Genomic DNA, 14,598 nt, shown 5'->3' on the forward strand with positions numbered 1-14,598 from the left:
CACCGCTCAGCGCACCCGGTGCCGTGCCTCGATCCCTGCGACGATCAGCCGCAGGCCGTCCTCGAACCGTTCCTCGTAGTGGGCGAAGTTCTCGGCGCCGGCCGCGGCGGCGAGCGGGTACTGCGCCATCCGGTCGGCGCGCTCGCCGATGTCGAAACCGTCCCGCCCTGCGGCCTCGCGCTCGCCTGCGATCTGACCCGCCGCGGCGTGCGCGCCCTCCTCGTCGAGCAAGCGCCCGCGCTCTTCCCCGGCTCGCGGGGCAAGGGCATCCAGCCGCGCACGAGAGAGATCCTCGACGATCTCGGAGTCGGCGCCCTCGACGCGGACGACATCACCGAGGTGCGGTGGTCCTCCGACTTCTGGCCGCGTGCTGCGCCGGCCGACAGGTTCCGCGAGGGCCGCGTCTTCCTGGCCGGCGACGCCGCCCATGTCCACTCCCCGGCGGGCGGGCAGGGGCTCGACACCAGCGTCCAGGACGCGTACAACCTGGGCTGGAAGCTCGGCCAGGTGCTGCGGCACGACGCACCGGTCGCGCTGCTCGACAGTTACGGAGCGGAGCGGCGGCCGGTCGCAGCCGACATGCTGGGACTCTCCACCCGCATCCACCGCGGTGATCCACCGGGACATCCCCGCCGAGGAGTACGTACGCGCCCTCAAGGTCCTGCGGCGCAAGATCCACGAAGTGGGGGCGACGCGTGGCACCGGTGAGCCGGGCCGCCCACCTCACACGCTGCTGAGCGAGAGCTTCGCCGCGAAACCGAGGAACAGCACACCGGCAGCCGAAGTCGCGCCCGCCGACAGCCGCTTGCGGCGGCGGAACGCGGCGGACAGCCGGGTGCCGCCGAATATCAGCGTCGACAGGTAGAGGAAGCTGGCAATCTGCAGCAGCGTGCCCAGCAGCAGGAAGGACAGCGCCGGATAGGCGTACCCGGGGTCGACGAACTGCACGAAGAAGGAGATCAGGAACAGGATCGCCTTCGGGTTGAAGAGGCTCACCACCAGCGCCCGCCGGTACGGCCGCTCCGCCGCCCCGGCCGCCGTCCTCGCCCCGCCCGGTCCGGCCGCGTCGTCGGTCAGCTCGGCGATCTGCCGGTGCCGCTCGCGCCACATGGACGCCGCGGCCCGCAGCATGCCGATCGCCAGCCAGGTCAGATAGCCCGCGCCCGCGTACTTGACGATGGCGAAGAGCACCGGCGTGGTCTGCAGCAGGGAGGCAGCGCCGAGCGCGGACAGCGTCATCAGCACCGTGTCACCGGTCCACACACCGGCCGCCGCCACATACCCGGTCCGCACACCGCGGCGGGCGGCGACGGAGAGCACGTACAACGAATTCGGCCCCGGCAGCAGAACGATCAGCACGAGGCCGACGAGGTAGGTCGGAAGATCAGTGACACCCAGCATGAAAAGGAGTGTCGCACGCGGGTACGACACTCCTCTCGGGTGGTATTCCCGCCCGGTGACCGTCGGGGCGGATCAGAACGCGTCCGTCGGCACGTACGTCCCCCACACCTCCCGCAGCGCGTTGCACACCTCGCCGACCGTCGCCCGCGCCGCCAGTGCGTCCTTCATCGGGTAGAGGACGTTGTCCGTCCCCTCGGCCGCCTTCTTCAGCCGGCCCAACGCCTCGTCGACCGCGGTCCGGTCGCGCTCGGCCCGCAGCTTCGCCAGCCGGGCCGCCTGCTGGGCCTCGATCGCCGGGTCGACGCGGAGCGGCTCGTACGGCTCCTCCTCGTCGAGCTGGAAGCGGTTGACGCCGACGACGACGCGCTCCCCGCTGTCCGTCTCCTGGGCGATCCGATAGGCGCTGCGCTCGATCTCGCTCTTCTGGAAGCCGCGCTCGATCGCGTTGACCGCCCCACCCATGTCCTCGACCTTGAGCATGAGGTCCCTGGCCTCGGCTTCGACGGCATCCGTCATCGATTCGACGACGTACGAACCGGCGAACGGGTCGACGGTGGCCGTGATGTCGGTCTCGTACGCCAGGACCTGCTGGGTGCGCAGGGCCAGTCGCGCGGACTTGTCGGTCGGCAGCGCGATCGCCTCGTCGAACGAGTTGGTGTGCAGCGACTGCGTACCGCCGAGAACCGCGCCGAGCCCCTGGACGGCGACGCGCACCAGGTTGACCTCGGGCTGCTGGGCGGTCAGCTGGACCCCCGCGGTCTGGGTGTGGAAGCGCAGCATCAGCGACTTGGGGTTCTTCGCACCGAACTCCTCCTTCATCACGCGGGCCCAGATCCGGCGGGCGGCGCGGAACTTGGCGACCTCTTCGAGGATCGTCGTACGGGCGACGAAGAAGAAGGAGAGGCGGGGGGCGAAGTCGTCGACGTCCATGCCGGCCGCGACGGCGGTACGCACGTACTCGATGCCGTCCGCGAGGGTGAACGCGATCTCCTGCGCGGGCGAGGCCCCGGCCTCCGCCATGTGGTAGCCGGAGATCGAGATGGTGTTCCACTTCGGGATCTCGGCCTTGCAGTACTTGAAGATGTCGGCGATCAGCCGCAGCGAGGGCTTGGGCGGGAAGATGTACGTGCCGCGGGCGATGTACTCCTTCAGGACATCGTTCTGGATGGTGCCGGTCAGCCGGTCAGCCGGAACGCCCTGCTCCTCGCCGACCAGCTGGTACATGAGGAGGAGCAGCGCGGCGGGCGCGTTGATCGTCATCGAGGTGGAGACCTTGTCGAGCGGGATCCCGCCGAACAGGACCCGCATGTCCTCGACCGAGTCGATCGCCACCCCGACCTTGCCGACCTCGCCGGACGCGATCGGCGCGTCGGAGTCATGGCCCATCTGGGTGGGCAGGTCGAAGGCGACGGACAGGCCCATCGTGCCGTTGGCGATCAGCTGCTTGTAGCGGGCGTTCGATTCGGAGGCCGTGCCGAACCCGGCGTACTGACGCATCGTCCACGGCCGGCCGGTGTACATCGACGGGTAGACACCACGGGTGAAGGGGTAGGCGCCCGGCTCGCCCAGTTTGTCGTCGGCGTTCCACCCGTCGAGTGCGTCCGGCCCGTACACCGGCTCGATGGGCAGTCCCGACTCCGACTCGCGCGTCATCTGCTGTGCCTCCCGCTGAAGCTACTTGCTGGTAACCAACGACCCTCGCGACGGACTGTAGCGGCGGGCGTGCGGCCGATGGAGAGGCACGGGCTGGGACCTTGCTCACAAGGTGCGTCCTACGGCCTTCCCCACCGCACTCACCATCATGCGCGGGCTTTGGCAACCGGGCAGAGCGGGAATTCGTCCCAACAGATACCGAAGGAAGCAGGGGGCCGAGGATGGCACACAGAACCGGGCACGGTGCAGGAACGATTGGCCGGACAGCAAGGCACCCGGGCGGCGCAGCGGTGGCTGCCGTCGCCCTCCTCGCTCTGACCGCCACCACCGCGGGCTGCAAGGCGCAACCCGCCAACGGGTCCCCGGCGACCACGTCGTCACCGCCGAAGGCCTCCGCCCCGGCGACCGACGACGCCAAGCCCGCCGCGACCGCCTCGAAGCCGCCGGTCTCACCGACACCGTCCGCCACGCCGAAGCCCGCCCCGCAGGGGAAGACGCTGATGGCGACCGGCTCCCAGGGCAAGCAGGTACGGGAACTGCAGGCCCGGCTCCGTCAGATCGGCCACTTCGGCCGCACTCCCACCGGTTACTACGGCACCCTCACCGTCGCCGCCGTGCAGTCCTTCCAGGGCAAGCGCGGACTGTCCCGTACGGGCAGGACGGACACCCTCACCTGGCAGAAGCTGCTCGCCATGACCCGGAAGCCGACGGCCGCCGAGCTGAACCCGCCGACCTCCCGCCCCGTCGCCAAGCCCGACAAGCGCTGCCTGACCGGCCGGGTGCTCTGCATCAGCAAGAACAGCCGGACCCTGTCCTGGATGATCGACGGCCATGTCGTCTCGACGATGGACGTACGGTTCGGCTCGCAGTACACGCCGACCCGCGAGGGCACCTTCTCCATCTACTGGAAGTCCCGGCACCATGTGTCGACGATCTACCACACGGCCATGCCGTACGCGATGTTCTTCAGCGGCGGCCAGGCCGTGCACTACTCGGCGGACTTCGCGGCCCGAGGCTACAGCGGCGCCTCGCACGGGTGTGTGAACGTCCGGGACGAGGGGAAGATCGCCGCGCTCTTCGACCAGGTCCGCACCGGCGACAAGGTCGTCATCTACTGGTGAGGGCGAAGAAGGAAAAGGGGGCGCGGGCGGGACCGGGGGAACGTGTCCCGCCCGCGCCAGGTGCGCTGAGCCGAAGGTACGGGGGGAACCCCGGCTCTGTGCGCTGCCGATGACCAGTCGGCTCACTCTGTACTGCGCCGACGGCTCGGAAAATGTCACACCCGGTGGCAGCGGAGCGGCCGGCGCGGCTCAGCGAGTGGACGCGGCGTTGTCCGGGGCGGCCGAGAGCGCGGGGGCCGACGGCGGCGGAGTGGCGGGTTTGAACCAGAGCGACCGGACCGCGTCCGGACCGTCGTTGCCCGTCCCCTCGTCGGAACCGCTGTCGCTGCCCTGTTGCGCGTCACCGTCGTCGCCGTCGGCTTGTTCCAGGACGCGCTTGCAGAACCGGTCCAGGTTGCCGGCGCCCCTGGCCATCACTACGAGGCGGCGCCTGCGGGCGGCGTCGAGATCGCCTTCGCGGTAGTCGCGGCAGTCCCTGACGGTCCGGCCCTGCCATTTGCCGGACGTGCCGCCCTGGCCGCCGCCGGAGGTGCTGTCGCGGGCGGTCCCGTCAGCGGAACGGGGGGCGGCGTCGGCATCGTCCCCGTAACCACCGTCCTTGCCTTCCGTGCCGCCCCGACCGTCCCGGCCGTTCGTACCGCCGTCGCCCTTGCGGGTTCCCTCGCCGGGGGCGGACGGGGCGGCGGGGTCCGGGGAGGTGTCCGGGCCCGGGGAAGCCGGCGGCGGGACGGGCGTCTTGTCGGACGTGGGCCCTGATCCGAGCCCCCCCGGGGAGGCGGGCGCCGACACGGAGGAGGCGGGCAACGGGTTGGCGTGCCCGCCGAACGGGCCCGGAAGCACGCCCGTACCCGCGGCGACGGCGACCCCGCCGAGCGCGCAGCCCGCGAGGGAAGCGGCAAGGCCGAAGCGCAGGGGCCGTCTCCAGCGCCGCGCACGCATACCACCGCCGGAGGAGGTGGCGAAGGAGGAGGACGAGGAGAATTGGGCGGAGGGGGCGGGGCCGATACGAATCGCTCCGAGCGTCTCGGGCAGCCCCGGATGCACACCTCGTCCTGGCTGCCCCGTCTGCTCCGGCTCGCTGCTCCGTACGGTGTGCCCCGTCGGCTGCGCCGCCTGCGTCGCGGACCGTCCCCGCGTACGGGCGGCGCGCGGGACTGCACGGAAGGCGGCCAGCGCGGCGGCCTCACCCGGCAGTTCGCCGGTGGCCGGCCGGGCTTCGCGGGCGGCGGCGGCCAGCGCGGCCATGAGTCGTACGGCCTCGGTACGCGCGTGGCCGTCGACGGGATCGACCGGTTCGCCGCGGAGCAATCTCTCCGCCGCGTCCTTGTCAAGCCATTCGTACTGTTCGTCGGCCATCACATGTTCCTCTGCGTCCACGGACGCGAATGCGTCACACCGGCGGACGCCGTCAGTCCGGTGCGCGAGACGCGCTGCGCGGGTACGGCATCGAGCTCCGCCATCTGACCTGTCGCGCTCCCGTGCGGGTGGGAAGCGCCGCGCCCGTCGCCGTTCGTGCCGGTCTCGTTGTCCGCATGGAGCAGTTCCGCCAGGCGTTTCAGCCCACGGTGCGCAGCCGTACGCACCGCCCCCGGCCGCTTGCCGAGTGTCTGCGCCGCACTCTTCGCGTCCAGACCTACCACCACACGAAGCACCACGGCCTCGGCCTGGTCCTGCGGCAGCTGGGCGATGAGAGACATGGTGCGGCCGGTGGCCAGGGCCTCGATCGCCTCGTCGGCGGTGTCGGACTCGGCCGGCTTCTCGGACAGCTCCGTCTCGTCGCCGCCGACCGCGGGGCGCCTGCCGCGCATCCGCAGATGGTCGAGGGCGCGGTTACGGGCTATGCGTGCCGCCCATCCCCGGAACCGGTCGGCGTCGCCGCTGAACCGGTCGAGGTCCCGCGCTATCTGCAGCCAGGACTCGGACGCCACGTCCTCGGCGTCCGGCTCCCCCACCAATGTCCGTATGTAACCCAGCAGCCGCGGCTGCACTGCGCGGTACACAGTACGGAAGGCGTCTTCGTCCCCGTCCTGTGCCGCGAGCACCGCGGCGGTCAGCTCCGCGTCGTCCCCCAGCACTCCCTCAACCTGCCCTGCTGTCCTGAATCGCAGCTGGTCACCACTGCCGCGCCACCCTGCGCGACTCAGCACGCTACGTCCTTGGCGGGGGCCACGTCCATGACTTGTACAACCCACAACCTTTCACGGGTACCGTGCGGTGTGACAGAAAACGCAGTCGCGGCGCTGAGATGAGTACGGGGTCGCCATGCGGCCCCGCGGAAGACGACCGGGGCCTCTCCTGTGGGGGGTGGCGGCCCCGGTCGTCCTCGTCAACTTCCCGAGCATTTCCGGCACTCCGCCGCCCGACCGGGTTCGATCACGCCGGCCCGCGCCCGCGCGCCCGCCGCGACGTCGCCGCACGGAGCACTCGCTGTCCCTCGGTCGAGACGTCAAGCGCCTGGCGCAGCCCCGCCCCCGCGGCCTCCGCCAGCATCTCCAGGATCCGGATCTGCCGGCGCACCTCCCCGGCGACCAGCGGCCCGGCCCCCGTCGGACCGTCCTCGCGGCAGCGCCGCAGCAGATCGTCCCCGGCAGCGGGCGTCGCGTCCTGCCCGAGGTGGACCTCCAGGGCCAGGAGCGAGCAGGCATCCGCCCACGCCCGCATCCCCGGATCCGTCCGCTCCGCAGGCGCTTCACCGAGCAGCTTCCGTATCGCCGGTATCGCCCCGTCCACCCCGGACGGCACATCGTTCAGCGCCGCGCGGGCCTCAGCCAGACGGTCCGGCCATTCGTCGCCGTTGGCGCAGCCCGCCCAGAGCGGACGCAGGGGGTCGGGGTCGGCACCCTCCGCGGGCTGCGGCAGGCATCGGTCGAGGCAGGCGATTCCGCTCGCGACCAGTGCCCGCTCGTCCGCGGCGGCGATCAGTTCCAGCAGGCTCATCGGCTTCTCCCCCGTCACCCTGTCCCCGTACGGGCCCGCACGGGGACGCGGCGCTTCCTGCTGCCGCATACCGCTTTCAGCGTCGAATGGCTCAAAAGCGTCACTGCTGGAGTCTGAAATCGCACCCACCAACAGGGGTTCACAACTGCTGGGCCAGCACCTCATTTTGGCGAACATGGGCACGATTGAGTGAACGGTGTGACGATCGGTGGGTGTGTCTGGCGGGGTGTGCGTAACGTTTTCGGCCCCCGTGTCACCAGCGAGATGGTGCGGGGCCTCCCCGTCGCCTCTGGCCGCACCCATATGGTCAGGTCGTAGGGATTCCGGCCGCCCGGGACGGACCGCATACGGGATATGCGTCGCCGACCAGGATGCGAAAGCGGAGGACCAGTGCGCCCAAGACCGTTCGGGGCGTGCCAGTGAGTCAGGACTCACTCCTGCTCACTGCTCAGGAACGGTTGGTTCCCCCGCTGAGCCTCAGCGGGTTCGCCCTCAGCTGAGCGGATACACGCCCAGCGCCGCCCGCTCCCCCTGCATCCGGGTCAGTTTGCGCACGAAGAGGATCGCGAACACCGCGGCCACGATGCCGAACGCATCGGCTGCCAGCATCCGGCCGGCCGCGTCCATGACCTCCTGCGCCCCCTCTGCCTTCATGTACTGCTGGGAGGCGTACCGGGAGAAGAGCGACGAGCAGACCCATGCCACCCACCACAGATTGACCGGGGCCACGGAAACCGTGCGCCAGCTGCCGTCGGTGTGGGTCTGGGCGCTCGCGGTCCAGATACCGCCCGCGATCCGACGCGGCAGCACCAGGTTGGCGACCGGGACGAACCAGGCACCGATCGCCCATCCGGGCTTCATCTGCTGCATGCTCGCGTCGAACACCTCGGCGTTCAGCCGCACCCGCCGGAACCAGAGGATGAAGACGACGCCGGTGGCCAGCATCACCAGGAGTTGCAGGACCCCTGAGGCCGCATACAGGTTGTCGGCGCGATCCGCCTCGGCGTCGTCGAGCGTCGCCAGGCCGTTGTCCAGCGCATCGCCGAGCAGGCTGCGGATGTTCAGCCCCGCGAGCACGGCGAGCAGGTCGGCCACGGCGGCGACCGCCAGCAGGATGACGACGGCCTTCGCGAGCCCGTCGGGTGAGCGCAGCTGCTGTTGCGGTGACGCGAAGGGCGGAGCCGCAGGCATCGGCGCCGACGCCCCGGCAGGGCCGGCGCACAGGATGCAGAGCCCCTCCGCGGTGACCGGCGGTCTGATGCGGCAGGTTGAGCACAGCATGAAGTGGACCCCCCAGGATTCTGACATCTTTTCGCAAGAACGCGCGCCTCCGCCCCCGGAGCGCGCGGCAAGCGGAATGTAGCCCCGGCCCACCGTCATGTCCATCGAAATCCGGTACGACCCACTCAGCCCGTCTTGTCGATCGTCCCGGCGAGCGCCTGGAACTGACTCCAGCTCAGCGCCGGCTTCCTCGGATCCCAGAGCTTCTGGGCCGTGGCCCGCAGTGGCATCCGGATCCCCGCCGCCACCTGCGCCGGAGTCTGTGCCTGCGGCAGGTCGCCCCAGACCGCGAACCGGCCGCCCAGGATCTGGCCCGAGTAACGGGCCGGGACCGGCTGGGTGCCGCGCAGGACGAGCGGCGTCCACTGCTCGTAGATCCGTTTCCCCGTCGGGTAGACGAACTCATTGGGCTGGCCGAGCACGTAGTAGAGGAACTCGTCGTTGAGGTTCACCACCCGGCGACCCTCGTTCAGGTACTCCTCCGGCGGCCGGGCGCCGTACTCCTTGCCCGTCCAGTACTCGACCTCGATGCCCTTGTCGGCCCGGACGATTCCGCCGCGGAAGAAGCCGTCGTTCCAGGCCTTGGGCTGCAGGCCGTGCGGGCGCACCACCGCCGCCCGGTCGTTGAGCCATCCGGTGGCGAGGTCCTTGATGCCGGCCGCCGCACCGTACTTCAGCTGGGCGGCGCGCTGCAGCTGCGGGTACGAGGCAGCGGGGTTCTGGACCGTCAGCGCGCGGTATTCGTCGCCGCCGAGATGCCAGTACCTACCGCCGAAGAGCTCCGCGAACTCGCCGATCAGCTGGTCGATGAGTTTCGCCGCGCCGGGACGGGAGATGTCGATCGACCCGGTCGAGGGCACGCCCGCCGTGTTGCGCAGCTGGAGTTCGGGGTGGGCGCGCAGGACGGCGCCGAGATGGCCCGGGGAGTCGATCTCGGGGACCACATCGATGTGCAGCCGGCCCGCGAGGGCGAGGATCTGGCGGACCTCCGCCTTGGTGAGATGTTCGGGCGACACCACCTCGGGGTGGGTGTCGGACTCGATCCGGAATGCCTGGTCGTCGGAGAAGTGCAGGCCCAGCTGGTTGAGCTTGAGGTCGGCCATCTCGCGCAGCCGGTCCTCGATCCAGCCCACGCTGTAGTACTTGCGCGCGATGTCGAGGTTGAGCCCGCGTTGCGGCCGGTCGGGGCGGTCGCGCACCTCCCCCTCGGGCATGGTGCCGTCGGCGCGCAGCGCCTGTTTGAGGGTGCGGGTTCCGTAGAAAACGCCCGCCTGGTCGGGGCCGGTGACGGTGACCCGCCCGTCGTGGGTCCTCAGGGTGTACGACTCGGAGGCGCCCTTGCCGGGGGTTCCCAGGGCCAGCTCGACATCGCCCGCGCGGGCGGGGACGGCACCCCGGTAACTGATCTTCAGCTCCTTGGCGAGCAGCTGCGCCTCGTCCGCGAGCGCCCCGCTGCCGTCGCCGATCACGACGGCACTCGTCGGCCCCGGCTGCCAGCCGGGGCCCCGGGCGGGGATGTGTTCACGTACGGCGGGGATGGTGCGGGGTGCGGTGGAGAGCGGGTAGCTACGGGTCGGCGAAGGGGACGCGTGCGAGGGCGTGCTGGCCCCGGCCGTCCCCTCTTGGCGTCCGGTGTCGGACACTTCCGGCCAGACGACGACGGTGATCGTCACCGCGGCCGCCGCGGTGAGGGCAGCGCCGGCCACGAGCGCACCGCGTGAGAGCGACATCGGTCAGAAACCTCCGATATAGGGGGTAATAGGGTAAAAGCATGGAGATAGCCGGGCATTCTCCTCGGAGATTCGTCCATCGAACGTTCCCAAACTCTCACTTCCGGGTGATATTCGCGCATCCGTCGGCGGCCGTTACCCGCGCTCGCTAACGTTGGATCACATTCATCTCTCCCTCACCCCGCATCCCCCTGGTCTCTCTCGTCCCACCACGCCAGGGTCACAGATGCCGATGATCCGAGGAGCCCACGCTGTCCAGGCCCAGCGAGTCCCACGCCGGCCTCCCCGAACCACTGCCACAACACGACGTCCGGCCCGCCGTGCCCGTCCAGAACTGCCGTCCGGCCCGAGTCAGCGCCCCCTCCCGCGGCCTCGACCGGTTCAACACCGCATCGCCCGCCGCCGCCGAAGCCGCCCTGCTCGGCTGCTGCGGCAGCCACCGCTGGGCACAGCGGCTGGCCGCCCACCGTCCGTATCCCGATCTGGGCGCATTGCTCGCCGCCGCCGACGAGGCGGGATACGACCTGGGCCCGGCCGATCTCGCCGAGGCACTCGCCGCCGAGGACTCCCCCGGACTGCACCACGCCGCACCCCCGTCCGCGCATCTCGCGCTGAGCGCCGCGCATGCCGCGTACGAGTGCCGCTTCGGCCATGTCTTCGTGATCTGCCTGGACGCCTTCCTGCCCTCCGAGCACCCGGACCAGGTGCTGGCCGGCATCCGGGCCAGGCTGGGCCACGACCTGGACGAGGAGCGGGTGGTCACGGCGGACGAGATGCGCAGACTGGCGCGGGGCCGCATCATCGAGCTGATGACGGACAAGGACCCGGCGGACACGCCCTGAAAGCTGGACGCCCCTAGCCCGTCCGTGCCTGTTTGATTGCCACTTTGATCACACCAGAGGCCCCGGCGCGAACGAACCGACAAACCGTCGCTACGATGGCCGGGGCCGGTGGACCGTACCCGGCCGGGTCAGACCGACAGTCAAGCCGGCCGACCCCAATCCCCGCTCCCGGAGGGTTCTTCCGTGCCGGCTGGAACGCTGTACCGCGGCCGGGAAGGCATGTGGTCCTGGGTGGCTCATCGAGTCACCGGTGTCCTCATTTTCTTCTTCCTGTTCGTACACGTCCTGGACACCGCTCTCGTCCGCGTCTCCCCCGAGGCCTACGACGACGTCGTGGCCACGTACAAGACGCCGATCGTCGCGCTCCTCGAATACGGCCTGGTGGCCGCCATTCTCTTCCACGCGCTGAACGGTCTCCGCATCGTCGCCGTGGACTTCTGGGCCAAGGGCCCGCGCTACCAGAAGCAGATGCTCTGGTCCGCCGTGGGTATCTGGGTCGTGCTGATGGTCGGGGCCCTTTACCCCGTCCTCGGCCACGCCGTACGCGAAGTCTTCGGGAGCTGAGGCCAATGTCCACCGAGTCCTCCGCCGCGATCGGCTCCGTCGAAGGCGTCAGCCTCTACGACGTCGACCACCCGGCCCCGGTCATCGAGCCCCCGCGCAAGCGGACGGGCAAGAGCCCCAAGGGTTCGCGCACCAACTTCGAGATGTACGCCTGGCTCTTCATGCGCCTGTCGGGCATCGTTCTTGTCGTCCTGGTCATCGGCCACCTGCTGATCCAGCTCGTGCTGGACGGTGGCGTCTCCAAGATCGGCTTCGCCTTCGTGGCGGGCCGCTGGGCCTCGCCGTTCTGGCAGGTCTGGGACCTGGCGATGCTGTGGCTGGCCATGCTCCACGGCGCCAACGGCCTCCGTACGGTCATCAACGACTACGCCGAACGGGACAACACCCGCTTCTGGCTCAAGATGCTCCTGTACACCGCCACGGTGTTCACCGTCCTGCTGGGCACGCTGGTGATCTTCACCTTCGACCCGAACATCCGCTAGGCGCCGGGCCAGAGGGACCAGAGGAAATCATGCAGATCCACAAGTACGACACCGTCATCGTCGGCGCCGGCGGCGCCGGTATGCGCGCGGCCATCGAGTCGACGAAGCGCAGCCGTACCGCCGTGCTCACGAAGCTGTACCCGACCCGCTCCCACACGGGCGCCGCGCAGGGCGGCATGGCCGCCGCGCTCGCCAACGTGGAGGAGGACAACTGGGAGTGGCACACCTTCGACACGATCAAGGGTGGCGACTACCTGGTCGACCAGGACGCCGCCGAGATCCTGGCGAAGGAGGCCATCGACTCCGTTCTCGACCTGGAGAAGATGGGCCTGCCGTTCAACCGCACGCCCGAGGGCAAGATCGACCAGCGTCGCTTCGGCGGCCACAGCCGTAACCACGGCGAGGCCCCGGTCCGCCGGTCCTGCTACGCCTCGGACCGCACCGGCCACATGATCCTCCAGACGCTTTACCAGAACTGCGTCAAGGAGGGCGTGGAGTTCTTCAACGAGTTCTACGTCCTGGACCTGCTGCTGCAGGAGGACCCCGAGACCGGGCTGAAGAAGTCAGCGGGCGTCGTCGCGTACGAGCTGGCGACCGGCGAGATCCACGTCTTCCAGGCGAAGGCGATCATCTTCGCCTCCGGCGGCACCGGCAAGTTCTTCAAGGTGACGTCGAACGCCCACACCCTGACCGGTGACGGCCAGGCCGCCGCGTACCGCCGCGGTCTGCCGCTGGAGGACATGGAGTTCTTCCAGTTCCACCCGACGGGCATCTGGCGCATGGGCATCCTGCTGACGGAGGGCGCCCGTGGTGAGGGCGGCATCCTCCGCAACAAGGACGGTGAGCGCTTCATGGAGAAGTACGCGCCGGTCATGAAGGACCTCGCGTCCCGTGACGTCGTGTCCCGCTCCATCTACACGGAGATCCGTGAGGGCCGCGGCTGCGGTCCCGAGGGCGACCACGTCTACCTCGACCTCACGCACCTGCCGCCGGAGCAGCTCGACGCGAAGCTCCCGGACATCACCGAGTTCGCGCGTACGTACCTCGGTATCGAGCCCTACACGGACCCGATCCCGATCCAGCCGACCGCGCACTACGCCATGGGCGGCATCCCGACCAACGTCCAGGGCGAGGTGCTGGCCGACAACACCACCGTCGTCCCGGGCCTGTACGCAGCCGGCGAGGTCGCGTGTGTCTCCGTGCACGGCGCCAACCGTCTGGGCACCAACTCGCTGCTCGACATCAACGTCTTCGGACGCCGGTCGGGCATCGCCGCCGCCGAGTACTCCGCGAAGAACGACTTCGTCGAGCTTCCCGAGAACCCGGCGCAGCTGGTCATCGACCAGGTCGAGCGGCTGCGCAATTCGACGGGCACCGAGCGGGTCGCGACGCTCCGTCTGGAGCTGCAGGAGTGCATGGACGCCAATGTGATGGTGTTCCGTACCGAGCAGACCATCAAGACGGCCGTCGACAAGATCGCCGAGCTGCGCAAGCGCTACCTGAACGTGTCCATCCAGGACAAGGGCAAGCGGTTCAACACGGACCTCCTGGAGGCCATCGAGCTGGGCAACCTGCTCGACCTGGCCGAGGTCATGGCGACCTCCGCGCTGGCCCGCAAGGAGTCCCGCGGCGGTCACTACCGCGAGGACTACCCGAACCGCGACGACGTCAACTTCATGCGCCACACCATGGCGTACCGCGAGGTCGCCGACGACGGCACCGAGTCGATCCGGCTCGACTACAAGCCGGTCGTCCAGACCCGCTACCAGCCGATGGAGCGTAAGTACTGATGGCAACCCCGACTTTGGACAAGGTGGAGGCGGAGTCCGCCGCCTCCCCGTACATCACGGTCACCTTCCGGATCCGCCGCTTCAACCCCGAGGTCTCCGACGAGGCCCAGTGGCAGGACTTCCAGATCGAGATCGACCCGAAGGAGCGTGTTCTCGACGCCCTTCACAAGATCAAGTGGGAGGTCGACGGCACGCTGACGTTCCGTCGCTCCTGCGCGCACGGCATCTGCGGCTCCGACGCGATGCGGATCAACGGCAAGAACAGGCTCGCCTGCAAGACGCTGATCAAGGACATCAACCCGGAGAAGCCGATCACGGTCGAGGCCATAAAGGGCCTCACGGTCCTCAAGGACCTCGTGGTCGACATGGATCCGTTCTTCCAGGCCTACCGCGATGTCATGCCGTTCCTCATCACCAAGGGGAACGAGCCGACGCGCGAGCGTCTGCAGTCCGCCGAGGACCGCGAGCGGTTCGACGACACCACGAAGTGCATCCTGTGCGCCGCGTGCACCTCGTCGTGCCCGGTCTTCTGGAACGACGGCCAGTACTTCGGCCCGGCGGCGATCGTCAACGCGCACCGCTTCATCTTCGACTCGCGCGACGAGGGCGGCGAGCAGCGCCTGGAGATCCTCAACGACCGTGACGGCGTGTGGCGTTGCCGCACCACCTTCAACTGCACGGACGCGTGCCCGCGTGGCATCGAGGTCACCAAGGCGATCCAGGAAGTGAAGCGCGCCCTGATCACGCGTCGCTTCTGACCCTTCCGCTACGCCAGTTCCACCGGAGGCCCCGTTTTC

The 14,598-nt window shown here is 69.6% G+C and carries 14 protein-coding genes and 1 pseudogene; 7 read left to right on the forward strand and 8 right to left on the reverse strand.

All coding sequences use genetic code 11. The features are described from left to right. Positions 1-6: 6 nt before the first annotated feature. Positions 7-150, reverse strand: coding sequence for a TetR/AcrR family transcriptional regulator C-terminal domain-containing protein (locus ACWCP8_RS02420; protein WP_451114129.1), 144 nt, complete (start codon positions 148-150; stop codon positions 7-9). Here ACWCP8_RS02420 and ACWCP8_RS02425 point away from each other — a divergent pair. Next, positions 91-660: pseudogene (locus ACWCP8_RS02425) on the forward strand (FAD-dependent monooxygenase); the annotation flags it as partial. The gene ACWCP8_RS02420 and the pseudogene ACWCP8_RS02425 sit on opposite strands and share 60 nt — an antisense overlap. A 63-nt stretch (positions 661-723) precedes the next feature. Here the strand turns inward: ACWCP8_RS02425 and leuE are convergent. Together leuE and ACWCP8_RS02435 are read right to left on the reverse strand one after the other, a co-directional pair. Further along, positions 724-1,401, reverse strand: a complete 678-nt coding sequence (gene leuE / locus ACWCP8_RS02430; protein ID WP_328626562.1) for a leucine efflux protein LeuE — start codon at positions 1,399-1,401, stop codon at positions 724-726. Positions 1,402-1,473: 72 nt separating this feature from the next. Beyond that, positions 1,474-3,054, reverse strand: a complete 1,581-nt coding sequence (locus tag ACWCP8_RS02435) for an acyl-CoA mutase large subunit family protein (RefSeq protein WP_352267799.1) — start codon at positions 3,052-3,054, stop codon at positions 1,474-1,476. 221 nt (positions 3,055-3,275) lie between these two features. On the opposite strand from ACWCP8_RS02435, the gene ACWCP8_RS02440 reads away from it, so the two are divergent. Next, on the forward strand, positions 3,276-4,175 hold the full coding sequence (locus ACWCP8_RS02440; protein ID WP_451113949.1) for a L,D-transpeptidase family protein: 900 nt from the start codon (positions 3,276-3,278) through the stop codon (positions 4,173-4,175). Between the two features lie 189 nt (positions 4,176-4,364). Here ACWCP8_RS02440 and ACWCP8_RS02445 read toward each other — a convergent pair whose 3' ends face one another. The 5 genes from ACWCP8_RS02445 to ACWCP8_RS02465 all read right to left on the reverse strand — a co-directional run bounded on the left by ACWCP8_RS02445 (position 4,365) and on the right by ACWCP8_RS02465 (position 10,123). Further along, positions 4,365-5,531 carry a hypothetical protein gene (locus tag ACWCP8_RS02445; RefSeq protein ID WP_451113950.1) on the reverse strand — a complete coding sequence of 389 codons (1,167 nt, stop codon included), beginning with the start codon at positions 5,529-5,531 and terminating at the stop codon, positions 4,365-4,367. Continuing rightward, entirely contained in the window at positions 5,531-6,250 is a 720-nt protein-coding gene (locus ACWCP8_RS02450; RefSeq protein WP_352267915.1) for an RNA polymerase sigma factor, read from the reverse strand. Before ACWCP8_RS02450 ends, ACWCP8_RS02445 begins: the two co-directional genes overlap by 1 nt. A 298-nt stretch (positions 6,251-6,548) precedes the next feature. Then, positions 6,549-7,112: a hypothetical protein gene (locus ACWCP8_RS02455; protein ID WP_352267802.1), complete on the reverse strand. Its 564-nt coding sequence runs from the start codon at positions 7,110-7,112 to the stop codon at positions 6,549-6,551. A gap of 492 nt (positions 7,113-7,604) precedes the next feature. Continuing rightward, positions 7,605-8,498 carry a DUF4328 domain-containing protein gene (locus ACWCP8_RS02460; protein WP_352267804.1) on the reverse strand — a complete coding sequence of 298 codons (894 nt, stop codon included), beginning with the start codon at positions 8,496-8,498 and terminating at the stop codon, positions 7,605-7,607. A gap of 20 nt (positions 8,499-8,518) precedes the next feature. Continuing rightward, complete coding sequence (locus tag ACWCP8_RS02465) at positions 8,519-10,123, reverse strand: beta-N-acetylhexosaminidase (RefSeq protein WP_352267806.1); 1,605 nt, start codon at positions 10,121-10,123, stop codon at positions 8,519-8,521. 320 nt (positions 10,124-10,443) lie between these two features. Here ACWCP8_RS02465 and ACWCP8_RS02470 point away from each other — a divergent pair, with 320 nt between their 5' ends. From ACWCP8_RS02470 to ACWCP8_RS02490, 5 genes are all read left to right on the forward strand, one after another. After that, a complete protein-coding gene (locus ACWCP8_RS02470; RefSeq protein WP_352267807.1) occupies positions 10,444-10,965 on the forward strand; it encodes a 2-oxo-4-hydroxy-4-carboxy-5-ureidoimidazoline decarboxylase in 522 nt (173 codons plus the stop codon). Between the two features lie 183 nt (positions 10,966-11,148). Next, positions 11,149-11,529, forward strand: a complete 381-nt coding sequence (sdhC, locus tag ACWCP8_RS02475) for a succinate dehydrogenase, cytochrome b556 subunit (protein ID WP_078852596.1) — start codon at positions 11,149-11,151, stop codon at positions 11,527-11,529. A gap of 5 nt (positions 11,530-11,534) precedes the next feature. Next, positions 11,535-12,011: a succinate dehydrogenase hydrophobic membrane anchor subunit gene (locus ACWCP8_RS02480; RefSeq protein ID WP_030969064.1), complete on the forward strand. Its 477-nt coding sequence runs from the start codon at positions 11,535-11,537 to the stop codon at positions 12,009-12,011. 29 nt (positions 12,012-12,040) lie between these two features. Next, positions 12,041-13,801, forward strand: coding sequence for a succinate dehydrogenase flavoprotein subunit (gene sdhA / locus ACWCP8_RS02485; RefSeq protein WP_267002757.1), 1,761 nt, complete (start codon positions 12,041-12,043; stop codon positions 13,799-13,801). Then, the gene (locus ACWCP8_RS02490) at positions 13,801-14,559 is read left to right on the forward strand and encodes a succinate dehydrogenase iron-sulfur subunit (RefSeq protein ID WP_030969061.1); all 759 of its coding nucleotides are present in this window, start codon (positions 13,801-13,803) and stop codon (positions 14,557-14,559) included. The genes sdhA and ACWCP8_RS02490 overlap by 1 nt, the downstream gene beginning before the upstream one ends. The last annotated feature ends 39 nt before the right edge of the window (positions 14,560-14,598 follow it).

The sequence above is a fragment of the Streptomyces sp. NPDC002206 genome, from assembly GCF_053593595.1.

Excerpts from the sequence above, each read along its gene's own strand:
- ACWCP8_RS02460 (WP_352267804.1), bottom strand. The coding sequence starts at position 8,498 with ATGGACATGACGGTGGGCCGGGGCTACATTCCGCTTGCCGCGCGCTCC.
- ACWCP8_RS02480 (WP_030969064.1), top strand. The coding sequence starts at position 11,535 with ATGTCCACCGAGTCCTCCGCCGCGATCGGCTCCGTCGAAGGCGTCAGC.
- ACWCP8_RS02455 (WP_352267802.1), bottom strand. The coding sequence starts at position 7,112 with ATGAGCCTGCTGGAACTGATCGCCGCCGCGGACGAGCGGGCACTGGTC.
- leuE (WP_328626562.1), bottom strand. The coding sequence starts at position 1,401 with ATGCTGGGTGTCACTGATCTTCCGACCTACCTCGTCGGCCTCGTGCTG.
- ACWCP8_RS02445 (WP_451113950.1), bottom strand. The coding sequence starts at position 5,531 with ATGGCCGACGAACAGTACGAATGGCTTGACAAGGACGCGGCGGAGAGA.
- ACWCP8_RS02490 (WP_030969061.1), top strand. The coding sequence starts at position 13,801 with ATGGCAACCCCGACTTTGGACAAGGTGGAGGCGGAGTCCGCCGCCTCC.
- ACWCP8_RS02465 (WP_352267806.1), bottom strand. The coding sequence starts at position 10,123 with ATGTCGCTCTCACGCGGTGCGCTCGTGGCCGGCGCTGCCCTCACCGCG.
- ACWCP8_RS02435 (WP_352267799.1), bottom strand. The coding sequence starts at position 3,054 with ATGACGCGCGAGTCGGAGTCGGGACTGCCCATCGAGCCGGTGTACGGG.
- ACWCP8_RS02440 (WP_451113949.1), top strand. The coding sequence starts at position 3,276 with ATGGCACACAGAACCGGGCACGGTGCAGGAACGATTGGCCGGACAGCA.
- sdhA (WP_267002757.1), top strand. The coding sequence starts at position 12,041 with ATGCAGATCCACAAGTACGACACCGTCATCGTCGGCGCCGGCGGCGCC.